18 protein-coding genes and 1 pseudogene are annotated in these 24,104 nt (G+C 56.0%); 8 read left to right on the top strand and 11 right to left on the bottom strand.

The annotated features are described in order from the left end of the window. Positions 1 to 2 precede the first annotated feature (2 nt). From fdhF to CC94_RS0114550, 3 genes are read left to right on the top strand one after another with little or no spacing between them, the layout of a single operon-like run. Complete coding sequence (fdhF, locus tag CC94_RS0114560; RefSeq protein WP_005370946.1) at positions 3 to 2,843, top strand: formate dehydrogenase subunit alpha; 2,841 nt, start codon at positions 3 to 5, stop codon at positions 2,841 to 2,843. 3 nt (positions 2,844 to 2,846) lie between these two features. Continuing rightward, positions 2,847 to 3,707: a formate dehydrogenase accessory sulfurtransferase FdhD gene (fdhD, locus tag CC94_RS0114555; RefSeq protein WP_031431376.1), complete on the top strand. Its 861-nt coding sequence runs from the start codon at positions 2,847 to 2,849 to the stop codon at positions 3,705 to 3,707. Between the two features lie 10 nt (positions 3,708 to 3,717). Beyond that, positions 3,718 to 3,930, top strand: a complete 213-nt coding sequence (locus CC94_RS0114550; protein WP_005370944.1) for a formate dehydrogenase subunit delta — start codon at positions 3,718 to 3,720, stop codon at positions 3,928 to 3,930. Between the two features lie 360 nt (positions 3,931 to 4,290). Here the strand turns inward: CC94_RS0114550 and CC94_RS25535 are convergent. After that, positions 4,291 to 4,423, bottom strand: a pseudogene (locus CC94_RS25535) (IS5/IS1182 family transposase); the annotation flags it as partial. A gap of 257 nt (positions 4,424 to 4,680) precedes the next feature. On the opposite strand from CC94_RS25535, the gene CC94_RS0114545 reads away from it, so the two are divergent. Beyond that, positions 4,681 to 5,271 carry an SRPBCC family protein gene (locus CC94_RS0114545; protein ID WP_005370943.1) on the top strand — a complete coding sequence of 197 codons (591 nt, stop codon included), beginning with the start codon at positions 4,681 to 4,683 and terminating at the stop codon, positions 5,269 to 5,271. A gap of 205 nt (positions 5,272 to 5,476) precedes the next feature. On the opposite strand, the gene CC94_RS0114540 is transcribed toward CC94_RS0114545, so the two are convergent. Next, complete coding sequence (locus CC94_RS0114540; protein ID WP_031431375.1) at positions 5,477 to 6,376, bottom strand: hypothetical protein; 900 nt, start codon at positions 6,374 to 6,376, stop codon at positions 5,477 to 5,479. Between the two features lie 840 nt (positions 6,377 to 7,216). Between CC94_RS0114540 and thiO the strand changes: the two genes are divergently transcribed. After that, the gene (gene thiO, locus CC94_RS0114535) at positions 7,217 to 8,320 is read left to right on the top strand and encodes a glycine oxidase ThiO (RefSeq protein WP_031431373.1); all 1,104 of its coding nucleotides are present in this window, start codon (positions 7,217 to 7,219) and stop codon (positions 8,318 to 8,320) included. 13 nt (positions 8,321 to 8,333) lie between these two features. Continuing rightward, complete coding sequence (locus CC94_RS0114530; protein WP_031431372.1) at positions 8,334 to 9,356, top strand: quinone-dependent dihydroorotate dehydrogenase; 1,023 nt, start codon at positions 8,334 to 8,336, stop codon at positions 9,354 to 9,356. 185 nt (positions 9,357 to 9,541) lie between these two features. Here the strand turns inward: CC94_RS0114530 and pmbA are convergent, their stop codons facing one another. The 8 genes from pmbA to rlmH all read right to left on the bottom strand — a co-directional run bounded on the left by pmbA (position 9,542) and on the right by rlmH (position 20,398). Continuing rightward, a complete protein-coding gene (gene pmbA / locus CC94_RS0114525) occupies positions 9,542 to 10,873 on the bottom strand; it encodes a metalloprotease PmbA (protein WP_031431371.1) in 1,332 nt (443 codons plus the stop codon). Between the two features lie 111 nt (positions 10,874 to 10,984). After that, complete coding sequence (tldD, locus tag CC94_RS0114520) at positions 10,985 to 12,424, bottom strand: metalloprotease TldD (RefSeq protein ID WP_031431369.1); 1,440 nt, start codon at positions 12,422 to 12,424, stop codon at positions 10,985 to 10,987. A gap of 47 nt (positions 12,425 to 12,471) precedes the next feature. Further along, positions 12,472 to 13,161: an outer membrane protein assembly factor BamC gene (bamC, locus tag CC94_RS0114515; RefSeq protein WP_031431367.1), complete on the bottom strand. Its 690-nt coding sequence runs from the start codon at positions 13,159 to 13,161 to the stop codon at positions 12,472 to 12,474. A 10-nt stretch (positions 13,162 to 13,171) separates the two neighbouring features. Continuing rightward, positions 13,172 to 13,984 carry a carbon-nitrogen hydrolase family protein gene (locus CC94_RS0114510; RefSeq protein WP_005370929.1) on the bottom strand — a complete coding sequence of 271 codons (813 nt, stop codon included), beginning with the start codon at positions 13,982 to 13,984 and terminating at the stop codon, positions 13,172 to 13,174. A gap of 23 nt (positions 13,985 to 14,007) precedes the next feature. After that, entirely contained in the window at positions 14,008 to 17,826 is a 3,819-nt protein-coding gene (locus CC94_RS0114505) for a YhdP family protein (protein ID WP_031431366.1), read from the bottom strand. 76 nt (positions 17,827 to 17,902) lie between these two features. After that, positions 17,903 to 19,357, bottom strand: coding sequence for a ribonuclease G (rng, locus tag CC94_RS0114500; protein ID WP_005370925.1), 1,455 nt, complete (start codon positions 19,355 to 19,357; stop codon positions 17,903 to 17,905). Next, positions 19,350 to 19,931 carry a Maf family protein gene (locus tag CC94_RS0114495; protein ID WP_031431365.1) on the bottom strand — a complete coding sequence of 194 codons (582 nt, stop codon included), beginning with the start codon at positions 19,929 to 19,931 and terminating at the stop codon, positions 19,350 to 19,352. Before CC94_RS0114495 ends, rng begins: the two co-directional genes overlap by 8 nt. Next, positions 19,928 to 20,398, bottom strand: a complete 471-nt coding sequence (rlmH, locus tag CC94_RS0114490) for a 23S rRNA (pseudouridine(1915)-N(3))-methyltransferase RlmH (protein WP_031431364.1) — start codon at positions 20,396 to 20,398, stop codon at positions 19,928 to 19,930. The genes CC94_RS0114495 and rlmH overlap by 4 nt, the downstream gene beginning before the upstream one ends. A gap of 631 nt (positions 20,399 to 21,029) precedes the next feature. Between rlmH and CC94_RS0114485 the strand changes: the two genes are divergently transcribed. After that, positions 21,030 to 22,130, top strand: a complete 1,101-nt coding sequence (locus tag CC94_RS0114485) for an L-dopachrome tautomerase-related protein (protein ID WP_005370919.1) — start codon at positions 21,030 to 21,032, stop codon at positions 22,128 to 22,130. A gap of 7 nt (positions 22,131 to 22,137) precedes the next feature. On the opposite strand, the gene CC94_RS0114480 is transcribed toward CC94_RS0114485, so the two are convergent. After that, the gene (locus CC94_RS0114480; RefSeq protein WP_005370918.1) at positions 22,138 to 23,061 is read right to left on the bottom strand and encodes a LysR family transcriptional regulator; all 924 of its coding nucleotides are present in this window, start codon (positions 23,059 to 23,061) and stop codon (positions 22,138 to 22,140) included. A gap of 286 nt (positions 23,062 to 23,347) precedes the next feature. On the opposite strand from CC94_RS0114480, the gene amoA reads away from it, so the two are divergent. Next, positions 23,348 to 24,100 (top strand): bacterial ammonia monooxygenase, subunit AmoA, encoded by a 753-nt coding sequence (gene amoA / locus CC94_RS0114475; RefSeq protein ID WP_005370916.1) that lies wholly within the window; start codon positions 23,348 to 23,350, stop codon positions 24,098 to 24,100. The last annotated feature ends 4 nt before the right edge of the window (positions 24,101 to 24,104 follow it).

Below are 24,104 nucleotides of genomic sequence, written 5' to 3'. Positions count from 1 at the left end.
TTATGTCGCTCGATAAAGAAAAAGATTTCGGCACCCCTGCCAGACAATCCGATCAACTGGTCAATCTGGAAATCGACGGCTTCCAGGTCACTGCGCCTGCCGGCACATCGGTTCTGCGCGCGGCGGCCGGCATCGGCATCGATATTCCGAAGCTGTGCGCGACCGACAGCATCGAACCGTTCGGCTCCTGCCGCTTGTGCGTGGTCGAAGTCAAGGGCATGCGCGGCATGCCCGCCTCCTGTACCACGCCGGTCGCCGAAGGGATGGTGGTTACGACCCAGAATAAAAAACTGGCCGATGTGCGCCGCGGCGTCATGGAGCTCTACATCTCGGACCATCCGCTCGACTGCCTGACCTGCGCCGCGAACGGCGACTGCGAACTGCAGGACATGGCCGGCGCGGTCGGCCTCCGCGAAGTGCGCTACAATCCTGCCGGCGAAAACCATTTGGACGCCGTCAAGGACCAAAGCAACCCGTATTTCACGTTCGACCCGAGCAAGTGCATCGTCTGCTCGCGCTGCGTGCGCGCCTGCGAAGAAACCCAGGGCACCTTCGCGCTGACGATCGACGGCCGCGGCTTTGCCTCGAAAGTCTCGCCGAGCCAGAACCAGTCTTTCATGGATTCCGAATGCGTCTCCTGCGGCGCCTGCGTCCAGGCCTGCCCGACCGCGACACTGATCGAAAAATCGGTGATCGAGCTCGGTACGCCCGAGCATGCGGTCGTAACCACCTGCGCCTATTGCGGCGTCGGTTGCTCGTTCCGTGCCGAAATGAAAGGCGATCAAGTGGTCCGGATGGTGCCGCACAAGGACGGCAAGGCCAACCACGGCCATTCCTGCGTGAAGGGCCGCTTCGCTTTCGGTTACGCAACCCACAAGGACCGGATCACCAAACCGATGATCCGCAAGAGCATCAAGGATCATTGGCAGGAAGTCAGCTGGGAGGAAGCGATCGGCTATGCCGCCTCCGAACTGAAACGGATCCAGGCCAAATACGGCCGCGATTCGATCGGCGGCATCACCTCGTCACGCTGCACGAACGAAGAAACCTATCTGGTGCAGAAACTGATCCGCGCCGGCTTCGGCAATAATAACGTCGACACCTGCGCGCGCGTCTGCCACTCCCCGACCGGTTACGGACTGAAGCAGACTTTCGGCGAATCGTCCGGCACCCAGAATTTCGATTCGGTGATGAAGTCCGATGTGGTCATGGTGATCGGCGCAAACCCGACCGACGGCCATCCGGTATTCGGCTCGCAAATGAAAAAACGCCTGCGCCAGGGCGCGAAGCTGATCGTAATCGATCCGCGCGAGATCGATCTGGTCAAATCGCCGCATGTCAAAGCTTCGCACCATTTGAAATTACGCCCCGGCACCAATGTCGCTTTGATCAATGCGCTAGCACATGTCGTGGTAACTGAAGGGCTTGTTAATGAAGAGTTTGTCGATGCCCGTTGCGACCATGAATCGTTCAACAAATGGCGACACTTCATTGCCGACGAGCGCCATGCCCCCGAAGCGGCCGAAGCGGTGACCGGCGTGCCGGCCGGCGAAATCCGCGCCGCCGCGCGTCTTTATGCAAGCGCAGGTAATGCCGCGATCTACTACGGCCTCGGCGTCACCGAGCACAGCCAAGGCTCGACGACGGTAATCGGCATCGCGAACCTCGCCATGGCGACCGGCAACCTCGGACGCGAAGGCGTCGGCGTGAATCCTCTGCGCGGCCAGAATAACGTACAAGGCTCCTGCGACATGGGCTCGTTCCCGCACGAATTCCCAGGCTACCGCCATGTTTCGGACGATGCGACACGCAAACTGTTCGAACAAAACTGGGGCGTCCCGCTGCAAGACGAACCCGGTCTGCGCATTCCGAACATGTTCGATGCAGCCAGCGACGGAAGCTTCAAAGGTCTCTACGTCGAAGGCGAAGACATCGCGCAGTCGGACCCGGACATCCAGCACGTGCATCATGCGCTGGAATCGATGGAATGCATCATCGTTCAGGATCTGTTTCTGAATGAAACTGCGAAATTCGCGCATGTATTCCTGCCCGGCTCCTCTTTCCTCGAAAAAAACGGAACCTTCACGAATGCAGAGCGCCGAATCTCGCCGGTACGCAAGGTCATGGCGCCGCTCGCAGGTTATGAAGACTGGCAAATCACCCAGATGCTGGCGAATGCGATGGACTACCCGATGAACTACAGCCATCCATCCGAAATCATGGATGAAATCGCCCGGTTGACGCCGACCTTTACCGGTGTCAGTTACGATAAAATCGAGCACCTCGGCAGCGTTCAGTGGCCATGTAACGAGGATGCTCCGGAAGGCACGCCGACCATGCACGAACATCAATTCATGCGCGATAACGGCAAGGGCCTGTTCATGCTCACCGAATACATCGCAACGCAAGAACGCACGACCCGGATGTTCCCGTTGATCCTGACCACCGGCCGGATTTTGTCGCAATACAACGTCGGCGCGCAAACCCGCCGCACCGGTAACGTGGCCTGGCATGCCGAGGACCGTCTCGAAATCCATCCGCATGACGCGGAAGATCGCGGCCTGAAGAATGGCGACTGGGTCGGCGTCAAGAGCCGTTCCGGCGAAACCGTGCTGAGAGCGCTGATTACCGACCGCGTTCAGCCGGGCGTCGTTTACACGACTTTCCACTTCCCGGAATCCGGCGCAAACGTGATCACGACCGACAATTCGGACTGGGCGACCAACTGCCCTGAATACAAGGTCACCGCCGTGCAGGCCACCAAGGTCGGTCAGACTTCGGAATGGCAGAAAAACTATCGGGCATTTTCCGAAGAACAGCTGGAACTGCTTGCAAAGGGATAGACCATGGCCAATGTCGTGATGCAGCCGCTTTCGCCCGAGCTGGGCTGGCCGAGCTACCAGCAGAGCCGGGTCGAGCGTTGGCGCGGGCAGCAGCACAGCATCCAGCAGGACTATATCGCCGAAGAGGTGCCGGTGTCGCTGGTTTACAACGGCCAGCCGCATGTAGTGATGCTGATGACGCCGGCCAATATCGAGGATTTTGCGCTCGGCTTCAGCATTACCGAAGGCATTATCCAGGATCCTGCCGAATTGCTATCGATTCATGTTTATAACCGTTCGAAAGGAATAGAAGCACGAATTAAAATTCCCGACACGCGTTTTGCCAATCTGGCCGACAAGGGCCGCAATCTGACCGGCAGGACCGGCTGCGGACTCTGTGGCGCGACGACCCTGCAACAGGCGGTGCGTGACACCAAAACGGTCGGCGGCGATTTGCAGCTGGCCTCCGGCGAGCTGTTCGCGGCACTGAACGAAATTCGCCAGCAGCAGACACTGAATCAACTGACCGGCGCGGTGCATGCGGCCGCCTGGATTCTGCCGGGACAAGGCATCCAATACCTTCGCGAAGACGTCGGCCGCCACAACGCACTCGACAAATTGATCGGCTTGTTATTGCGGCTCGGCAAAAACCCGGCCTCAGGATTCCTGCTCATGACCAGCCGGGCTAGCTACGAATTGGTACAAAAGGCCGCCAGCGCCGGCATTACCCTGCTGGCAGCCATGTCCGCACCGACCGGACTGGCCATTCGCCTCGCCGAAGAAGCCGGCATGACCCTCGTCGGTTTCGCCCGGGATGACCAGCACGTCGTCTACAGCCGCCCCGAACGGCTGACTCATACCACTTATCCTACCCTGATTACCTGATAATTGAGCGATGCAACTCGAAAAACTGATCAAAATGGCTAATGATATTAGCGATTTCTTCAATTCGGAAAGCGACAAGGAACTCGCAGCCGAAGGCATTAAAAATCATATAAAACGATCTTGGGATCCTCGAATGCGGAACCAGATCATTGCTTACTGTCAGGAAGACGGAAAAGACTTGAATGCTCTGGCGCAAAAAGCGGTACAGAAATTGGCCTCCTAATTCAGCAACGTAGACAGGGATAAGTCGGACTCGCACCATCCCTTCCTCGGCAAATCCCCTGTTAAAAATAATCTGAGGTGAAATCGGCAAATGGCCGGGACCATCCAAAGATTTGTTGTAATTGTAGGATGGGTAGAGCGTCAGCGAAGCCCATCAAACAGTCGTCCGGATACTAACAACAAGCGTTTCGAGGCTCCTGTTATCCGAATATGACCAAGCTCCATGCACCACATGCCCCCCAGCAATGGGTTTTGCTGACGCTCTACCCACATCCTACCGGCTAAACAACCTTCCTTCTATAACAAGCTTCAAAGCTCCCCCGTTGACGGTACGCGGATACGAATCACAAGTCTCGATCGCGTAGTCGCGGGATTGCTTGCGATTTCGACGCAGGGAATGACAACCGCCATCTCGCGGTCTTGGGCTTGAGCGACAAACACATCGCTACATAGCCTTTATCCTCCCATAAATGCTGAGCATCCACGCCTTCGAGAAATCTTATCCCCAGTATTGAACAAGCAACCGGCCCTATGGAACCAGGAAATCCTGCTTCCGAACGCCACGGCTAAATTTCCTTTTCTCTTGAAATGTCTTGAGTGGTATTCATGAAATTCTGTATTTCCATTATGATAACAAACTTTTTACATATATATGTTATAAATGTATAAAATACTTTCCTGTAATCTGCATTGAGGCATTACGCCATGTGCCTGGGGATTGCGCAAGACTCATACCACAAGGAGTAGAATCATGTATAAAATCGCCACCATCCCACGAAAAATAGCCATCGTATGCGTGGCAATCGCCGGGCTCTTGTTCTTTCCCTTGGCGGCTCAGAGTGCCAATGTACTGCGCAGTTCGGTGACAAGACAGGGTGGTCAATACCTAATACACATGGAAACCGTTGTCCAAGCCCCCATTTCTAAGGTCCACTCCCTTCTCAAGGATTATAAAAACTTTACCCGCTTCAACTCAATTTTCAAGCAGGTTAAATTTGTGAAGGACCTGGATGATGGAGGGATTAGAATGGGCGTCGAATCGGAGTTTTGCATACTGGGCATTTGCCAGCATTTCGACTGGCTCCAGGATGTCCAGTTTCTACCCGACGGGGATATTTCCATAACTATCGTGCCGAACCAAGGTGATTTTCGGCAGGGAAATGGCCGCTGGAGTCTATCATCGGTAGACGGTGGAACTCGGCTGTTATTCAACCTTGATCTAACACCGAAACATTGGGTTCCGCCAGTATTGACTACATTGTTAATGCAGCAAAAAATTTCCGATGACGCTTTTAAATTCGCCCAAGAACTAGAAAAGATGGCAATCTCGAAAGGCTGTTAATTCCTAGTTTATCAGCCAGTGCCGCTTCTGGCAGCCTGCCAGAGTCGGTCCATCATACAAGCAGAGATAGGATCTTGTGTAATATTAAGGATGACATCGAAGCGAAGAATGCCCTATCCATTATCCACACAACGTGTAGAGAATTTCAGACAAAAAAAGGAGGGCCATCGAAGTCCTCCTTTTTTGATAGCGGAAAGGATTCTTTTTAGAAACCAAAGCCGATATAGCCGCCGGCGGTGACGCCGTTGGTATTTACACCGTCCACGCTACCCAATGCTTGGTGCCAGCGGGCATCCGCACCGATATAAATATCCTTCCAAAGCTTATAATCCGCACCAGCGCCGAACTGCATACCCGGGTTGAGTACGGTAATTGCATCGGATGGCGGACTGATGATCGACAATTCGAAGCCGACAGGAATAATCCATGGTCTGAACGCGCTGCCTTTCATGAATTTGATTTTCGGGGAAGCTGCCAAAGACAACTGATTGACAGTAGCGCTCTGCGTATTGGCGGCAGGAAGGTTTACACCTAAACTAGCCAATACCGCAGTCTCTTGAGGAGATAAACCGTTTGATTTCTTGGTTCCAAGCTGCCGGTAATCGATCAACAATTCAGCCAAAAGTTCGGTATTGTCCATCAAGCCGAACAAATCGTCGTTGATGCTGAAATCGAAGCCAGCGCCGAAATACCAAGCGTCATGACCACCGATTGAGCCAACGATAGCACCAAAAGGAGCTCCGCTTCCCGAAGGATCCAATGTACCGCCTCTCTTTTGTTCGTAACGCGCATAACCGCCGCGGAAGAAAGCCATGTTATCCTTGGTTTCAACCTTAACCGGTGCGGATTTGACTTGCTGCATCCATTGATCCAGCTCTTGAACTTTTTCGGAATCGTTATGCGGCGCATTGACTGCGGCGCGCAAACTGGCCAATTCGTTTTGAACCGCTTGCAACTGTGCTTCCAGAGCGTCCGCTTTGTTGCTTGCGGCTTCGGCAACGCGCTCCGCTTTCGAGTGAGCCTGTACTTCCGGCGCAGCGGCAACGCCGGCCAGAGTCAAAGCCGCTGCCGCAATAGCACAGGGTGTATAAATTTTCTTGCTCATTTATTCCTCCTCATGAGGTTGTAATTTTACAAAATTTTGCTTTGAAACAACAAAGCGTATTCCACGGCGTAATAATAGCAATAATACCTTTCCATTACAAGTTTTTATGTTATTTTTTCAACATATTTTTTTTATTTAAAAACATAGACTTAAATGATTTTAGCAAAAACAATCTTATCCTTGTACGCCTAAAACAACAAACGCGGCGATCAATTTCCGTGACTACAATATAGTTGTCGAGAAGGCTTTCTATCCTCTACCCGTCTTAAAAAGTAATTTCTAATAAACTAAAAATACTTCATAGAAGCTTTTTGTTGCATTTCAACAACAATCAAACAACCGGGTATCTGAAAGGCGGAGAAGTAAAGGTTTCCTCATGCTCCGAATTTAATGACATGAATATCCGCTATTTATCATAATCAGAGCATTTTTTATATCGCGTGCAAGGGGCGAATTTGTTCGCCTTCAAATCAAGGTCACGGGCAATTCAGTTCGCGCCCCTGTAGAAGCGGCTTCAGCCGCTATTAGAGAATCTATCGCGGCTGAAGCCGCTCTTACACAATCTGGTTTTGGACAATTAAGGCCGTCATTTTTGTTGGAATCCCTAACGGCATTGCCAAAAACAAAGACCCTAAACCCGAAACGAAAGTGCGTTGGCCCTCTCTTACCATCAAATACCGAACCGGAAGCCGCAATATTATGTTAGATTAACCGGTTCTTAGGTTGCAAAGGTCACTTGAGACCTCGTAAACCGATCGCTTCGATAAACCGATATCTACTTATCGATTATTTATACTCCTGAATCAACATCCCGGTTCTTTCCCCGGCTTTTATTGATCCATGACTCAACATCCAGACTTTACGCTAATCGGCGGCGGCATCATCGGCCTTTTAACCGCCAGAGAACTCCGCCAAACCGGCGCCCGCATTACATTGATCGAAAAAAACCGGCTCGGCCAGGAATCCTCCTGGGCAGGCGGCGGCATTTTGCTTCCTTTATATCCCTGGCGGCAACCGGATGCGATTTCCCGCCTGGTGATGCGCAGCCTCGCCTTGTATCCGATCCTGGCTGAACAGCTCATAGAAGACACGCGGCTGGATCCCGAATGGACGCCCTGTGGTTTACTGATCACCAAAAATCCCGATATCCAGGCGGCAATCGACTGGTGCCATCGCAATGCGATCCGCTACGAAGCGCCCGGAGCGGCTTTTTTCGATAATTTGAATACCCGGCCCGAAAATCCGCTTTGGCTGCCCGATATCGCGCAGGCGCGCAATCCCCGGCTGGTCAAATCGCTCAGACAGGACTTGATCGATAGAGGCGTTAAAATCATCGAAGCGTGCGAATTAATTTCGGCATCCATGCATCAATCCCGGATTGATGCAATCAATACCACGCAAGGTACATTCGCAGTCGACCGGCTGATCATCAGCGCCGGCGCCTGGACCGGCGAATTATTCGGGCAACGGTTTCCGGCCCTACCGCCGGCTTGTACGCCGAACATCGTGCCGGTCAAAGGCCAGATGCTGCTGTTCGAGGCCAAGCCCGATACGCTCCGGCATATGGTGCTCGACGAGGACCGCTATCTGATCCCGCGCCGGGACGGCAAGATTCTCGCAGGAAGTTCGGTCGAACTCGATCAATTCGACAAAACGCCGTCGCCGAAAATACACGATCAGTTGAAGAATTTTGCTTGGGCGCTGATGCCTTCATTAAAACACTTCCCGATCATCAAACATTGGGCGGGCCTCAGGCCGGGAACCGAACACGGCATCCCTTACATCGGCCGGCACCCCGAAATCGGGAATCTCTACATCAATGCGGGCCATTTCAGAAACGGTCTGGCAATGGGACCGGCCTCGGCCGAACTGCTGGCCGACCTGATCTTGAACCGCGCGCCGCGCGTTGCGCCGGAACCTTATCAATTTTCCAGGCCGCATTAATCGTTTTTTCGACATGAATTTTTACCCTCTATTACGTCCGCTCCTGTTTAAGCTATCTCCTGAAACCGCGCATCGCGTCACGCTGAACCTGCTCGATGCGGCTTATGCCTCGGGCATCAGCCGCGCGCTCTATCCTGAGATCGAGGCTGCGCCGGTCGAAGTGATGGGCTTGAATTTTAAAAATCGGGTCGGGCTCGCAGCCGGCCTGGATAAAGACGGCGACCATATCGATGCCTTGGCCTCGCTCGGTTTTGGCTTCATCGAGATCGGAACGGTCACGCCTCGCCCCCAGCCCGGCAATCCGAAACCGCGCTTGTTCAGGCTGCCGGAGCATCGGGCGATCATCAACCGGATGGGATTCAACAATCTTGGCGTGGATCATCTGATCGGACGGGTCCGCCAGGCCGACTACAGGGGCATTCTAGGCATCAACATCGGCAAGAATTTCGATACGCCGATCGAGCAGGCGGCCGAAGATTATCTGGCAGGCTTCCGCAAGGTCTATCCTTGGGCCGGCTACGTCACGATCAATATTTCTTCGCCGAATACGAAAAATCTGCGCCAGCTGCAGCAAACCGACGAGCTCAAAAACCTGCTTTCGGCCTTGAAGGAAGAGCAATTCGCACTGGCCGAGAAACATCTGCGTTACGTACCGGTCGTCGTCAAAATCGCGCCGGATCTGAACGACGAAGAAATCGAACAGATTTCCCGATTGTTGATCGCCTTCGCGATCGACGGCGTGATCGCGACCAACACGACGCTCGACCGTACCGCCATCGGCGGGCATCCGCTCGCTGCGGAAGCGGGCGGGCTGAGCGGAGCGCCGATCAAGGACAAGTCCACGGCTGTCGTACGCCGGCTGGCGGAAGCATTGAATGGACGCTGCCCGATCATTGCGGCCGGAGGAATATTGAGTGGCGACGATGCGCGGGAGAAAATCGCGGCGGGAGCCAGCTTGGTGCAGATATACAGCGGCCTGATCTATCAAGGGCCGCAGCTGATTGCGGACTGCGTAAAGCGGTTGAATGCGGCGTAACGGCGTAGGGTGGGTTAGGCGCGCAGTTGAAAGGTTTTAAATGTAGTGCGATGTTTTCCGCGCGCCGAAACCCACCGTGGATATAAACGGCAATGGCGGGTTACGGCGCGCGGAAAACTTTGTCGTATATCAGAGGTTCAAGGGTTGGCGCGCCTAACCCGCCCTGCGATTCTGCAATAAACATATTATTCGCCGGCAACCGACATCCGCTCGATCAAAATCGATCCGGTACGGACATTGCCGCGCAGATCGACATCGTTACCGACAGCCACGATATTCCTGAACATATTCTTCAAATTACCGGCGATCGTGATTTCCTCGACCGGGTATTGTATCTTGCCGTTTTCGACCCAAAAACCGGCGGCACCGCGCGAATAGTCCCCCGTGACCATATTCACTCCCTGCCCCATCAGTTCGGTCACGAGCAGGCCGGTGTCCAGCAGCTTCAACATCCCGTGGAAATCCTGCGTGCCCGGATCAATGGTCAGATTGTGCACACCGCCGGCGTTGCCGGTGCTCTTCATGCCCAGCTTCCGGGCCGAATAGGTTCCCAGCACGTAACTGTGGACGACGCCTTGGCTGACGATGTCGTGCGGACGGGTCGCGACGCCTTCGCTGTCGTACGCGGCGCTGCCGAGCGCACCGACCAGATGCGGCTGCTCGTGAATATGGATAAATTCCGGAAAAATTTGTTTGCCGAGCGAGTCCAGCAGAAAAGAAGACTTCCGGTACAGTACGCCGCCGCTAATCGCGCCGATGAACGAACCGAGCAGGCCGGCCGCAACCTCCGCCGCATACAGCACCGGACATTGCCGGGTGCTCAAACCGCGCGCGCCGAGACGCCTCAACGTGCGTTGGGCGGCTTTTTGACCCACATGAATGGCCGACTCCAGATCTGAAGGATTCCGGGCCACGCTGTACCAGTAGTCGCGCTGCATGTTGCCGCCGCGTTCGGCCAGCACCGAACAGCTCAAGGAATGCCGGGTGGACATCGTTCCGTGCAGGAAGCCCAGCGTGTTGCCCAGCACATGGACGCCCTGATGGGTATTCACGCTGGCGCCTTCCGAGTTGCTGATTTCGGGATCGTAACCGCGCGCGACATCCTCGCATTCGATCGCGAGAGCGATCGCCGCTTCGGCATCGATCGGCCAGGGATGGTTCAGTTGGAGATCGGGAAATTCGGTCGCCAACAACTCCCGATCGGGCAGACCGGCACAGTCGTCGGCATTCGTGTACCGGGCGATGCTGCAGGCTGCCGCGACAGTGTCCTTGATCGCCTCGGGAGAAAGATGCGTGGTGCTTGCCGAGCCCTTGCGCCGATCAAAGTAAACCGTTACGCCGAGGCCCTGATCGCGGTGATGTTCGATCGTTTCGACATCGCCCATCCGGGCCGTCACCGACAGGCCGTTTTCCTGGCTGAGGCCGGCTTCCGCGGCGCTGGCGCCCTGCCGAAGAGCCTCGTCCAACAAGGACTGGACGATAGCCTTCAATTCGTTGAGTTGATCCTGGTTTTGCAAAATAGACTCTTGGGGTTCCGTGTCGGATTGCTTGGCGAACCCGACCTGATGATTTAAAGACCTGCCAGATTTTGAAAACCCGGCAGGTCTGATGATTTTTTCAAAAATCGATTAAACACTCGTCCCGCCCACGGTCAAGCCGTCGATTTTCAGAGTCGGCTGACCGACGCCGACCGGCACGCTCTGGCCTTCCTTGCCGCAGGTGCCGACGCCGGAATCCAGCTCCAGATCGTTGCCGACCATCGATACGCGAGTCAAGACGTCCGGCCCGTTGCCGATCAGGGTGGCGCCTTTGAGCGGCCGGGTAATCCTGCCGTTTTCGATCAGGTACGCCTCGCTGGCCGAAAACACGAACTTGCCGGAGGTAATGTCGACCTGACCGCCGCCGAAGTTTTTCGCGTAAATGCCTTTCCCGACGCTGCGAATGATTTCTTCCGGATGGTGCGGACCGGGCAGCATGTAGGTATTGGTCATCCGTGGCATCGGCGCGTGCGCATAGGATTCCCGACGGCCGTTGCCGGTCGGCTTGACGCCCATCAGCCGCGCATTCGTCTTGTCCTGCATGTAGCCTTTCAGGATGCCTTTTTCGATCAGGACCGTCCGCTCGGTCGGAGTGCCTTCGTCGTCGATATTCAGCGAACCGCGGCGGCCCGGCAGGGCGCCGTCATCGACGACCGTACAGAGATCGGAAGCGACCCGCTGTCCCACCCGGCCGCTGAACGCGGAAGTACCCTTGCGGTTGAAGTCCCCTTCCAGCCCGTGTCCGATCGCTTCATGCAACAGAATGCCCGGCCATCCCGGCCCCAGGACGACGGTCATATTGCCGGCCGGCGCCTCGACCGCTTCGAGGTTGACCAATGCCTGGCGCACCGCTTCGCGGCCGTAATTCAGCGCCCGGTCCTGTTCGATGAAATAACGGTAGTCGCTGCGCGCGCCGCCGCCCATGCTGCCCTGCTCGCGCCGGCCGTCCTGCACGACGATCACGGTCACGTTCATCCGCACCAGCGGCCGCACATCGGCAGCCAATGCACCGTCCTGCCCCGCAACCAGGATATGGTCATGGACGCCGATCAGGCTGACGATCACCTCTTCGATGCGGGGATCCAGCTTGCGCGTTTCGCTTTCGACCCGGCGCAATAAATCGATTTTCTGCCGGTCTTCGAGCGATCGGATCGGGTCGATCGGTGCGTAGTAAGACGGCCAGCTCGGCGGCAAAGACAATCCCACGCGGGCCTGTTGGGCCTGGCGCACGATCGCCTTCACGTTATTGGCCGCCTCCATCAGGACCGGCAGTTCGATCCGGTCGCTGTAGGCAAAACCGGTCTTGTCGCCGGACACGGCCCTCACGCCGGCGCCCTGCGCGATGTTATGGCTGCCTTCTTTGATGATGCCTCCTTCCATGACCCAGGATTCGGCACGGGTGGACTGGAAATAAATATCGGCCGCATCCGCCCTGGAAGACATCAGGCGGCTCATGATCGTATCGATTTCGCTTTCGGTAATGCCTGAAGGCTTCAGGATGGCTTGTTTGGCCAGGGTGATCAATTCCATTAATACGGTTCGGTTAGAATAAAAGGACGCAAGTCAGTATAAAGTCATCAATCTTCGCGAAGATCGTCTTTCAACGTGAAATAGAGCGATCTCAACAGTTTTTCGGCACCGCCGCCGGCCGGCTTGTCCTCCGCCGTATCTGCCTGGTCGGCGATCTCTTCATCATCACGGTCGGTTCTTTTCCGGTACTCTGCGTCCTTCCCTGGCGCAACGGTCACTTTCGTGACGGACTCTTCCGGCGAAACGGTCAGCACGTAGGGCCGCTTCTCATAATCGTCACTGAACAGGCCGAGGGTTTTTTCGATCATGGAACCGTGCTTGGACACATAACTGTCCGCATCGTAACTGACGTAAAATTTACCCTTGTCATGTTCAAGATCGGTGACTTCGATCCCGCTTTGGATCATTGCGCGCTTCAGCGAGTTCCAGGCCGTATCGAAGGGCTGCCTGAGCGTCAGCACCCAGGGCGGCACCTCGCTGATCGAGACGGCCTGATCGCCCAGGCCTTTCTTGATTTTCGCTTTGGCCTCATTGCGGTCTTCATCGGCGGCCGAAGCGGCGTCTTCCGGCCGCTTATCCGCGCCCGCGTTTTCCGGCGCCTCGCCAGCCGGCTCCTGCTTTTCGATCACCAGTGTAGGGGGCTTTTCAAGCGTCGAGGTGTCGCGGTAACGCGGATCTTCGGATGCACAGGCTGCCAGCAACAAGCCGGCAAACAGTAAACCGAAATGCAGCCGCATAGCTTCTTCCTTAAATGAATCGGCGGTGCTGCAGCACCGGAAACGCCGTACGAACTTTTTCGAGACGCTCCAGATCGATGTCGGCCATCACGAAGCCGCCGCCGGTCTTGCAGCAATCCAACACCACGCCCCACGGATCGACGATCATGCTGTGCCCGAAGGTCTTGCGTCCGTTAATATGAAATCCGCCCTGATTCGGCGCAATGATGTAGCACAGATTTTCGACCGCCCGGGCGCGCAGCAGCAGTTCCCAGTGCGCGGCACCGGTCTCGGCGGTAAACGCGGAGGGAATAATCAGGATTTCCACCCCCATCCGGGCCATTTCTCTAAAAAACTCCGGAAAGCGCAAATCGTAGCATACGGCAATGCCTATCCGACCGAACGGGGTATCGAAAACCAGAGGGCGTGCGCCGGCCTCGATCGAATCGGATTCCCGGTAGACTTCATTCGTGCCCGGCACGCTGACGTCGAACAGGTGCATCTTGTCGTAGCGTGCAACCCGTTCGCCGTGGTCGTTATAGATCAGGCAGGCGGCTCTGACTTTATTTTCGGCATCTCCCGCGATCGGCATCGTGCCGCCGACGATCCAGACCCCGTATTTCGCGGCCGTTTCGGATAAGAAATTTTGAATCGGCCCCTGGCCGTCGGTTTCCTTGATCCGTATCTTGTCCAGTTCATGCTCGCCCATCAGCGCAAAATTTTCCGGCAGCGCGACCAGTTTTGCACCGGCCTTTGCCGCTTCCGCGATCAGTTTTTCGGCTTCCAGCAGATTGGAGCCGACATTGGGACTGGAAGCCATCTGGATGGCCGCACACTTACTCATTCATTCCTCTCTCGTTATTGTCTTCATTTTTGCAGCAGCGACGGAAAGTCGGTAATTCCGCTCCAGGTTTTCTGCAGCAAACCTTCCTTTTCATGCAAAGTCAGAATCTCCGCGTTTTCCCAGCTGCCTTTGACCCGATATTGCGAGCCGAAAAAAAAGCCTTCATGCTCGGTGCCGGTGATCGTTTTGTCGATCAAGGCCGCAAACTTGCCCATAATTGTACCAGCAATGGGCACCGCATCGGCACTTTTTGGCGTCACCGTCACCACGTGATCGAGTGTCCGGTTCACGAAATCGGTTTCTCCGACAATCGAAATTTTGGCCGGCACGGCATCGACTACCAGATCGTCGGTGACGGCCTTACCGTGGGCCAGATTAAAGCGGCCTTTAATGCTGTTGAAAGTCAGCCCTTCCTGATACACGTCGCTAAAGTCCAATTGGAGACGTTTGAACCACTGCGCCATCGCCAGAATTCCGAGCACCCGTCCGAAGCCGGGTTCGATGCTCAGGATGCGCCCGCTCTTGAAATCGACGTCCGCAGCGCCCTCCAGATCGGCCAGCGCAAAACGGTAAGGCGGCGCCTGCCAATTCAGATCGAAATCGATCACGCCGCTGGTTTCGGTCAAGTCCTTGTTGATGCCGAGACGGGCGAACAGGGAGCCTCCCTTGACCAACTCCAGACGCCCCCTGGCACGGGTTTGAGAGCGGCCGCCGGCACTTTTCCAGCTTCCGGTCAACGCCAGTCTCTGGTCTTTGCCCTGCAATTCGAAGCGGTCGAACGACAGGCCGTCTTCGACCCGTTCGGTATCCAGCACAAACCGGCCCAGATCGGCTTCATTCCAAAAGGTTTTGGCGCTGCGGACCGAGAGCCGCGGAAAATAGTCGCGCGCCTCCCCTCGGCCTTCATCTTCCAGCCTGAATCGGGTCAGCGCGAAAACATCCAGACGATCCAGATTCAACTCGATCCGCTCCGGCCCCTGCAAATCGGCCGGCAGCTTGACCCGACCTTTCAGAATGGCAGTGTCGATGCCGCCCTCCCAGTACGCATCCGATCGCCGCAAGTCGAGGTCGAACCGCCCGAGGCCGGTTTCCCCCCAAAGCCCCTGGCCGCCGTGCACCTTGATCTGCGCGACATCGAATTTACTTTTCTGGCCTGAGGACGGGGTGCCGGTCAACCGGATCCAGTCCCGCAATTGCAGCCGGTCGCGATGGATTTCAAGCAGCAGGCCGGGCTCGCTGCGCGGCTCGGCCCGGCCATCGCCCAACAGGATATGGCCCGACTCGACATGCGGCTTGTTCAAACCGATTTTGAGCGCGGCGCTGAAATCGTTGCCGTAATGCAGTTGGACCAGTGCCGTATTCCGATCGTCAAACTCGAAAGCAATCGACAAAGGTTTCTGTTGATTTGCCGGTTTTGCCAGCATATCGGGCAAATCCAGCCGCACCCCATTCAAATCGGATTGGGCTGTCAAGGTCGGCTTGCCCTCCGTATGCGGCAGGCGCAAGGCAAGCCGGTAAGCGGCCTCTCCCCGCGCGAAATCGAGCCAGGGCATATCGAGTTTGATACGGAGCGCTTCAATGCCGGCTCGCCCGTCGGCACGCACTTCGGTTTTAAAGCCGTCCGTGTCGAGGTTGATTTTGACCGGACGATCCAGAAAGCTGGCGGTAAGACTATCGCCATAGACGCCTTTCCCGTCGAACTTGAGATTTCCGGTCAGGTTTTTCAATGTCAAAGCGGGGGACTTCAGCCCCAACACGGCATCCTTGAACTGCGCTTCCACATCGGTCCGATAACCGCCGCCGTTTTCCAAAGGAATTTCCAAATTCAGGTTGAACTTGGCTTTCCCTTGCGGCGCCGCAATACGCAAAAACGCATTCGTGCGTTCGGCCAGGGGAGAGTTCCGCACGAATTCGAGCGCCTGGCCGATATCACCCTCCAGCTCGCCTTTGATCGCCAGCTTACCGGCGGCCTCCAGACTCCGGATGACGACATCGCCCTGCTTCACCGCTACGCCGTAAAACGCCCCCTGCCGCACAGCCACATTCAGACTCTGCCGGTAAAACAAGACTTCGGCCGCCGCACCGGTCAGATTCGGCCAGCCCGATTGATAGGCAAGCTCCACATTTTCCGCGTCGAAGAGAACTTCGAAGACGCCTTCGGAGCCTGTAAACGGAAAATCCCCCGGATTGCCGTACAGCAGAAATCCGCCTTTCGGGATGGAGCCTTTCACAAACGCATGATCGAGCCAATCCACCACGCCGGACGCGATGCTTTTGGCCGGCAAATAGCGGCTGATCACTTTGACGTCGGAACAAGAAAACCGGCTCTGCAGATCGATAAACGGCTCGCCGCCTTCGTCCGGAACGGAAAACTGCAAGCGGCTGTCCGTCTTGATGCCACGAGACTCCAGCGTCAGCAACGGACTGGCAATGGACAGCCCTTCGTCCGTATGCCGCCATTGGACAGTCCCCGCTACTCGATCGAGCGGGAGCGGTTCGCGAAACAGGCCCGGCGCATGGAATACCGCATCTTCGCCGGCCAGTTCGATCGCGCCCTGCTGCCGGTTGCCCCGGATCCGTCCGGACAGATTCTCCAGTCCGGGCAGTGCACCGACCGCCGCGAAGCCCGCCTGGTTGAAGCCGCCGTTCACCGACAGGATTTGTCGGTCGAAATCCGCAAACAGCGCAAAATCGCGCAGTTCGCCTTTCGGATTGAAATCGCGCAGCGACTTGGCCGCCGCATTTTCCTTCGGCAGCAGAAAACGGCCCAACAGAGCGGCTTCCTGCAGTTCCAGGCGCTCGGCATACAACGCCATCCGCCGCGCGGCCTTTTCCTGTCCGCCTGCATTTTTGATGCTGAGTACCGCATCGGGCCAGGTTTTGATCTCGTCGCGCTCGCGGGTCTTCAGTACGAATTCCTTGAGGTTAAGCTGCCACTGCCTTTCGCTGAGCCCCAGATAGAAACGGCTTTGCAGTTGTTCGGCGACGAAGGGTTCGGTACCGGGCCTGTTCAACCTCAAACCGCGAATATCCGCCTGGGCGTTAACCGCCACCGCCTGCGTCTGCCGCCAGTCGCTCCAGATCCTGAGATCGCCGTGCCCGGACGCCACCGTAATCGCCATCGGCAGATCGAGCGTCACCCATTCCGGCAAATTCAGGTTGCGGCCTTCGAGAAAGGCGCGGCCTTGCAGGTTTTTGAAATCGAACAGATTGCCGGCGAAGTCCACCGACACCCGCAGCGTTTCGCCAAACTTTTCGGGTAACCGCATCAGTACGTTCAACCTATGGCGATCGCCCTCGTTGATCAGCGCCATGTCGACGGACTCGAACGTCAACGGCCGTCCCTGTTTCTGCTCGTCCTGCCAAGCAATGTCGCTGTCGAGCACCTCGTATTTGCCGGTTTCGAGCAGCCACAACGGGTCGCCCTCGCCTTCCCTCAGGCCGGCGATGCTCAATTTGCCGTCGGCATTGCGTTTGACGGTCAGTTTCGCGCCGACCAGCGTCACCCAGGACGAGGCCAGCAGATCCCTTTTGAGAGCGGCCTTCAGCAGATGAATGCCCAAACGGATTTCCCTCAGCTCGATCGCATTGCGTTCGGCCGACGCGATCGAGGCGATGCCGATATCGCTGAGCACGACCTCGGGACTGAAGCCGCGCATCCGGGCGCCGAGCCGGCCGATCGTGACCGGAGCGCCGACCATCACGCCGACCCGCGACGCCAGCCGGGCCTTGTAGCCTTCGACGCCGGACAAGGCCAGGCGCACGCCGGTCATGCCCAGAGCGGCGGCGATCAATCCCCAGAAAAGCAGATGCCGGGCAGCCCGGCTAACATGGCGGATCATAAAAACGGGTGAAAAGCCAAGGATGCTCTAGGCTGGGATCGAAGCTTTTTTCGCAGGATGACGGGCGCCTTTCGCCTTACAAAAGCACCACATCGTATTGCTCCTGATTGTACTCGGCCTCGGCGCGGAACTTGATCTGCACGCCGAGAAACGCTTCGAGTTCCGCCAGCATGTCGGCCTCTTCGTCGAGCAGCATTTCGACCACTTCGTTCGAGGCCAGAACGAGCAGCTGTTTGACCTTGTATTGCCTGACCTCGCGGATGATTTCGCGGAAGATTTCGAGACACACCGTCTCCGGCGTTTTCAAGACGCCGCGGCCGCCGCACGCCTTGCAGGGCTCGCAAAGGATGTGTTCGAGGCTTTCCCGGGTCCGCTTGCGGGTCATTTCGACCAGTCCGAGCACCGACACCTCGGTGATCTTGGTCTTCGCGTGATCCTTCTCCAGATGGCGTTCGAGCGCCTGCAGCACCTGGCGCTTGTGCTCGTCGCTCTGCATGTCGATGAAGTCGATGATGATGATGCCGCCGAGGTTGCGCAGCCGGAGCTGGCGGGAAATCGCCTGCGCCGCTTCGAGGTTGGTCTTGAAGATCGTCTCTTCCAGATTGCGGCCCGAAACATAACCGCCGGTGTTCACGTCGACCGTCGTCATCGCCTCGGTCTGGTCGAACACCAAATGACCGCCGGACTTCAGCTTGACTTTGCGGTCGAGCGCCTTTTGAATCTCGCTTTCGACATTGTAGATTTCGAATACCGGGCATTCGCCGGTGTAATGCTCGATCACCGGCACGATCTCGGGCACGAATACTTCGGCAAACTCGACCAGCCGGTGATAGGTCTCGGTCGAATCGACCCGTACCCGATCGATGCCTTCCTTATAGAGATCGCGAAGCGTGCGGATGCTGAGCGGCAGGTCCTTGTGAATGAACTGCTTGGCCTTGGCGCCGGCAATCTTTGCAGAAATCGCCCCCCAGAGCTTCAGCAAAAAGGTCATATCGGCGATCAATACCGGCTCTTCGACGCATTCGGCCGCGGTCCTGGCGATGAAGCCGCCGCAATTGTGCTCCTGGCGGAACGCATCGAGGCAGGCTTTCAGGCGTGCCCGTTCTTCCTCGCATTCGATCCGGTGCGAGACGCCCGAATTGTTCGCATAGGGCATATAGACCTGATAGCGCGACGGAATCGAGATTTCGGTCGTGAGCCTCGCCCCTTTGCTGCCGATCGGGTCCTTCACCACCTGCACGACGATGTGCTGGCCTTCGTAAAGATAATGCTCGATGTTTTCGGAGCCTTTTTTTTCGAGCTCTTTGCTGGACAGGTCGGACAGGTGCAAAAACGCGGCCCTGGGCAGGCCGATATCGACGAAGGCGGCCTGCATGCCGGGCAGCACCCGGCAGACTTCGCCTTTATAGATGTTTCCCACTAATCCGCGCTGGCGGGTGCGTTCGATGATGAGTTCCTGCAAAATGCCGTTTTCGATGACAGCAACGCGCGTCTCCGGCGGCGTCACGTTGATTAGAATTTCTTCACTCATGCAAAACCTGGATACCTTGTTGTAAAAGAAGTTCGGCCGTTTCGAACAACGGCAGCCCGACCACGCCGGAAAAACTGCCCCGGATCGACTGCACGAATACACTGCCGAGTCCCTGGATCGCATAACTTCCGGCCTTATCGGCCGGCTCTGAGGTTGCCCAGTAGGCCAATATTTCCCGTTCGCTGAGCGCCCGGAAAGTGACATGGGTCACACTCAGCGCCTCGCCGTGTTCGTTCCCGCGCAGCGAGACCGCACTGTAAACCTGATGTGTCCGCCCCGATAATCGGCGCAGCATCATGATGGCATCCTCCTTATTCTTAGGCTTGCCCATAATCTGCCCATCCAGTACGACCGCGGTATCGGCGGCAAGAACCGGCAAACCCATATGCACCACTTGCGCATGACAAACCGCCGACTTTTCGGCCGCAATCCTACGCACATAGTCATGGGGCGCTTCATTATGCCGAGGCGACTCGTCAATGTGCACCGGCCAGATCTCGTAAGTCATACCGATCTGATCCAGCAATTCACGCCGACGGGGCGAGGCCGAAGCAAGAATGATCCGGGCTTTCATCCGCGATGATAAGGATGGTGGGTCAGAATACTCCAGGCGCGGTAAAGCTGCTCGGCCACGACGATACGCACCAAAGGATGCGGAAAGGTCAGATTCGACAAACACCAGGATTCGCGAGCCGTTTTTTTAACCGCTTCGGCCAAGCCTTCCGGCCCCCCGATCAGCAAAGCGAGGTTCTGGCCGCTTTCGAGCCAGCGTTTCAACGCCGCGGAAAGCTCGGGAGTGGACCAGGGCTTGCCTGCCAAATCGAGCGCAACCGGATGGCAATTCGCCGGAATCGCAGCCAGCATCCGGTCACCTTCGTCCTTTACAATCCGAACGACATCACAATTTTTGCCCCGATTGCCCGGATTAATTTCCTTTAAAATCAATTCGCATTCCCGCGGCAGCCGCTTCGCGTATTCGTCATAACCTTGCTGCACCCATGCGGGCATGCGGTTTCCTATCGAGATCAGATGTATTTGCATCGGAGCAGGATACCGAGAAGCGGCGCTTGTTGCAATGCGGAGCATGCAATTGCAGTAGTTCCGGCAGAGGGCTCAAGTCGGCACATTGATGTTACAACTGATTCCGATGACTGGATAAATTGATCGAAACAGGCTATTTTACAGCCAGTTTTATGCGATCTTAAATGCTTGGGGAATCAAATGAAAAAGGGTATTCGGAATTGGGTGTTGAAAAGTTAAAGTTTGGCTGAGACAGAAATTTTATTCATTGTTGAAATACCGTGCTCGGTATTGCTTCCAGAAGATCACAGGCAGCACTCGGCCAATTTGAGACATTTAAAGATTCCGAAATGGCTTCAGCAAAAAGTCGGCTCTATGTTACTAAGGATTTGGCTCCGAATAACTGCCCGGCCAAAGACCTGCCAGATTTTAAAAACCTGGCAGGTCTGCAACGTATGCAGGGAGGTTAATTGCGGCCGAATCCTAAGCAGCCATTAATAAAATTATCGTTTTTTCTCCCCTTCAACAATCAATTCAATGGGCATCCTCGATTCATAAATTTTGTGAATGGCAGCATGAGTAAACATCATTTAACACCTGGGTAGCGCTCTAGTATGGTGTATTGGAACATAACCAACAATGAGGTATAAAAATGAATCGTTTAGTCAAATTTAGCGCTATCTTACTTTTGGGAGTAGCCTGGCGAGCAGGTGCTGGAGGTAATTCGAATTTCGAGGTTCTGGCCAACCTGGACCAGGGGCCGGGCAATGTCACCGTGACGCAGGAGGGACGCATCATTATGAGCCTGCATCAGTTTTACGCGCCCGAGTTCTCTGTTGTTGAAGTGCAGCCGAATCATGCGTTGACGCCGTTTCCTTCACCAGCATTAAGTGCTTTTATCTCGCGATCGGCATTGAAGCTCGATTCGGTTCTGGGCATCCGTTCGGACAAAAACGGCATTGTCTGGATGCTTGATAACGGCATGCGCGGCAAGGCCACGCCGAAATTGGTCGGCTGGAATAGCCGTACCGATCGATTGCACCGCGTCATTTATTTGCCCCTTCCATTAACCGGTGAACACGCTTTCGTGAATGATTTTGTGGTCGACCTGCGCCACCAACATATTTATATCAGTGATCCGGCCGGCGGCAGCGATGCGGCATTGATTGTCGTAAATATAACAACAGGTTCTGCGCGACGGGTGCTGCAAGGCCATCCCAGCGTGCTTCCGGAAAACGTCGATCTGATTATCGACGGAAAACCGGTTCAGGTCAGGGAAGCGTCAGGGCGTTTGGTCAGACCGCATATCGGCGTCAATCCGATCACGGAAGACCTGAACAACGAATGGGTCTATTATGGCCCGATGCACGGGCATGGCCTGTACCGGATCAAGGCGGCCGATCTGACCGATGAAAGTCTCGATGCGCAGACGCTGGCAAAGCGGGTGGAACGCTATAGCGATAAACCGATTTCGGACGGCATCACAATCGACCAAGCGAATAATATCTATCTCGGCGAATTGGCCGAAAACGCGATCGGCGTCATTGCGCCGGATCGGACTTACCGGCGGCTTGCCCAGTGCCCGCGCTTGTCCTGGGTCGATTCCTTCAGCTTCGGACCGGAGGGCCGTTTGTACGCGGTAGTCAACCGGCTGCATCAATCAGCTGTGCTGAACGGCGGCGAATCGGCATCGAAGCTTCCTTATTATCTGCTGCAAGTCAAACCGCTCGCCCCCGGTCTGCCGGGGCGCTAAGCCAACCTCATAGGGCGGCAAAGGTCTGGCCGATGTCAGTAAGGAGCCCGCGCAGCCAGACCAGCGCTGGGTCCTTGTCGCAGAGCGGATGCCAAATCATCGTCAGGTCATAGTCCGGCAGATCGACCGGGACCGGAAAGATGTCGAGCGCCGCAAAGCGGGTGAACTGTTTGGCGGTCCGCTGCGGCAGCGACAGGACCATGTCGGTTTGCGCGACGATCAGCGGCGCCGATAGAAAATGCGGCACGATCAATTGAATGCGCCGCTCCATGCCCATTTCCTGCAATTTCTGATCAATCAGTCCAACCGGGCTGCCGGTCCGCGAAATCAGCATATGCGGCAATGCGACATAATCGGTTAGTGACAAACCGTCTTCTAACATCGGATGCCCCTTTCGGGCCAGACAGGCCATGCGATCGCTGAACAAAGTCTGACGATGCAGATGGGAAGGCGGATTCAACACCGATTCAAATCCGAGCACCACGTCCAGGCTGCCGTTTTCGAGGGCTCCTGTCGGAAACGAGGCTTCGGTGCGTTTGACCTGGACTGCAATGCCGGGCGCGAGGCGGCTGATCCGTTCGGATAGCGCTGGCAACATCAGAAGTTCCATGTAGTCGGTCGCAGCCAGTACGAATCGGCGCTGGCTGGTCAGCGGATCGAACGCCGCCGGCAACCGAATCAAATGCTCTACTTCTTTCAAAACTTCCTTGACCGGGTCTATCAAAGCCAATGCCCTCGGCGTCGGCTTCATGCCGCTTGGCGTTTTGATCAGCAGCGGATCGTCCAGTTGCTGGCGCAGCCGGTGCAGAATATGGCTCATCGCCGATTGGGTAACGAACATCCGTTCCGCGGCGCGTGTCACGTTCAATTCTTCCATCAGCACATCGAAGGCCACCAGCAGATTCAGATCGAAATTTCTTAGCGAAGTCATAAAAAAGTATCCCTGCCGCGATAAAAGCTGCATTTTTCCATGGTACTACGCCGGCGCGGAGCTGTACGTAGGTCCTCATGATAGCGAAAAATCACCGGGTTCCCGGTAATGAATTTGCTCAATGGCGGCATGAATTTTCACCATTTAACAAGCCGACTCGAAGTATTTAATCTATCTCCCCAGCGTGTTGTTGGCCGATTCAAGTATCCGCTTTCCCCTCATTTAAGTGATCCTCGGCGGCTGGACAATGCGCACCTTTTTTCATTTCATCCTAGGAGATGTGAATATGTCGCTACCTATTACTACGCAATCAATCAAGCCCTATTCGGGCGAAAAAGCCAGGCTTGTCAGGGCTTACGATTATCTGATTCTGGTCCTGGCCCTGTTTCTTTTTATCGGCTCGTTCCATCTGCATTTCGCACTGACCGTCGGCGACTGGGATTTCTGGGTGGACTGGAAGGACCGGCAGTGGTGGCCGTTGGTCACGCCGCTGATGGGCATCACGTTTCCGGCGGCGGTGCAGGCGGTGCTGTGGGATAAGTTCCGGCTGCCGCTCGGCGCGACCTTGTGCGTCGCCGCCTTATTAATCGGCACCTGGGTCACCCGGATCTTTGCCTATCACTACTGGAATTATTTTCCGGTCAACATGGTGCTGCCGGCAACGATGCTGCCCGGCGCGCTGGTGCTCGACGCGATTCTGATGCTGAGCAACAGTTTCACAATTACCGCCATCATCGGCGGCAGCGCCTTCGCCTTGCTATTTTATCCGAGCAACTGGCCGATTTTCGCGCTGTTTCACATGCCTGTCGAGTATGCGAATGCCCAACTGACCCTCGCCGATTTATTCGGTTTTCAATACATCCGAACCGGAATGCCGGAATACCTGCGCATTATCGAGCGCGGCACGCTCCGCACTTATGGCCAATACGCGGCGCCTCTGGCCGCCTTCTGTTCGGCGCTGCTGTGCACGCTAATGTATGCCTTGTGGTGGTACATCGGCAAGTGGTTTGCGACAACCCGTTACCTGAACAAAATCTGATCGG

Source organism: Methylomicrobium agile, from assembly GCF_000733855.1.
Lineage (GTDB): Bacteria > Pseudomonadota > Gammaproteobacteria > Methylococcales > Methylomonadaceae > Methylomicrobium > Methylomicrobium agile.
The sequence above is the reverse complement of the archived record's forward strand: the minus strand, read 5'-3'. Positions and strand labels throughout refer to the sequence as shown.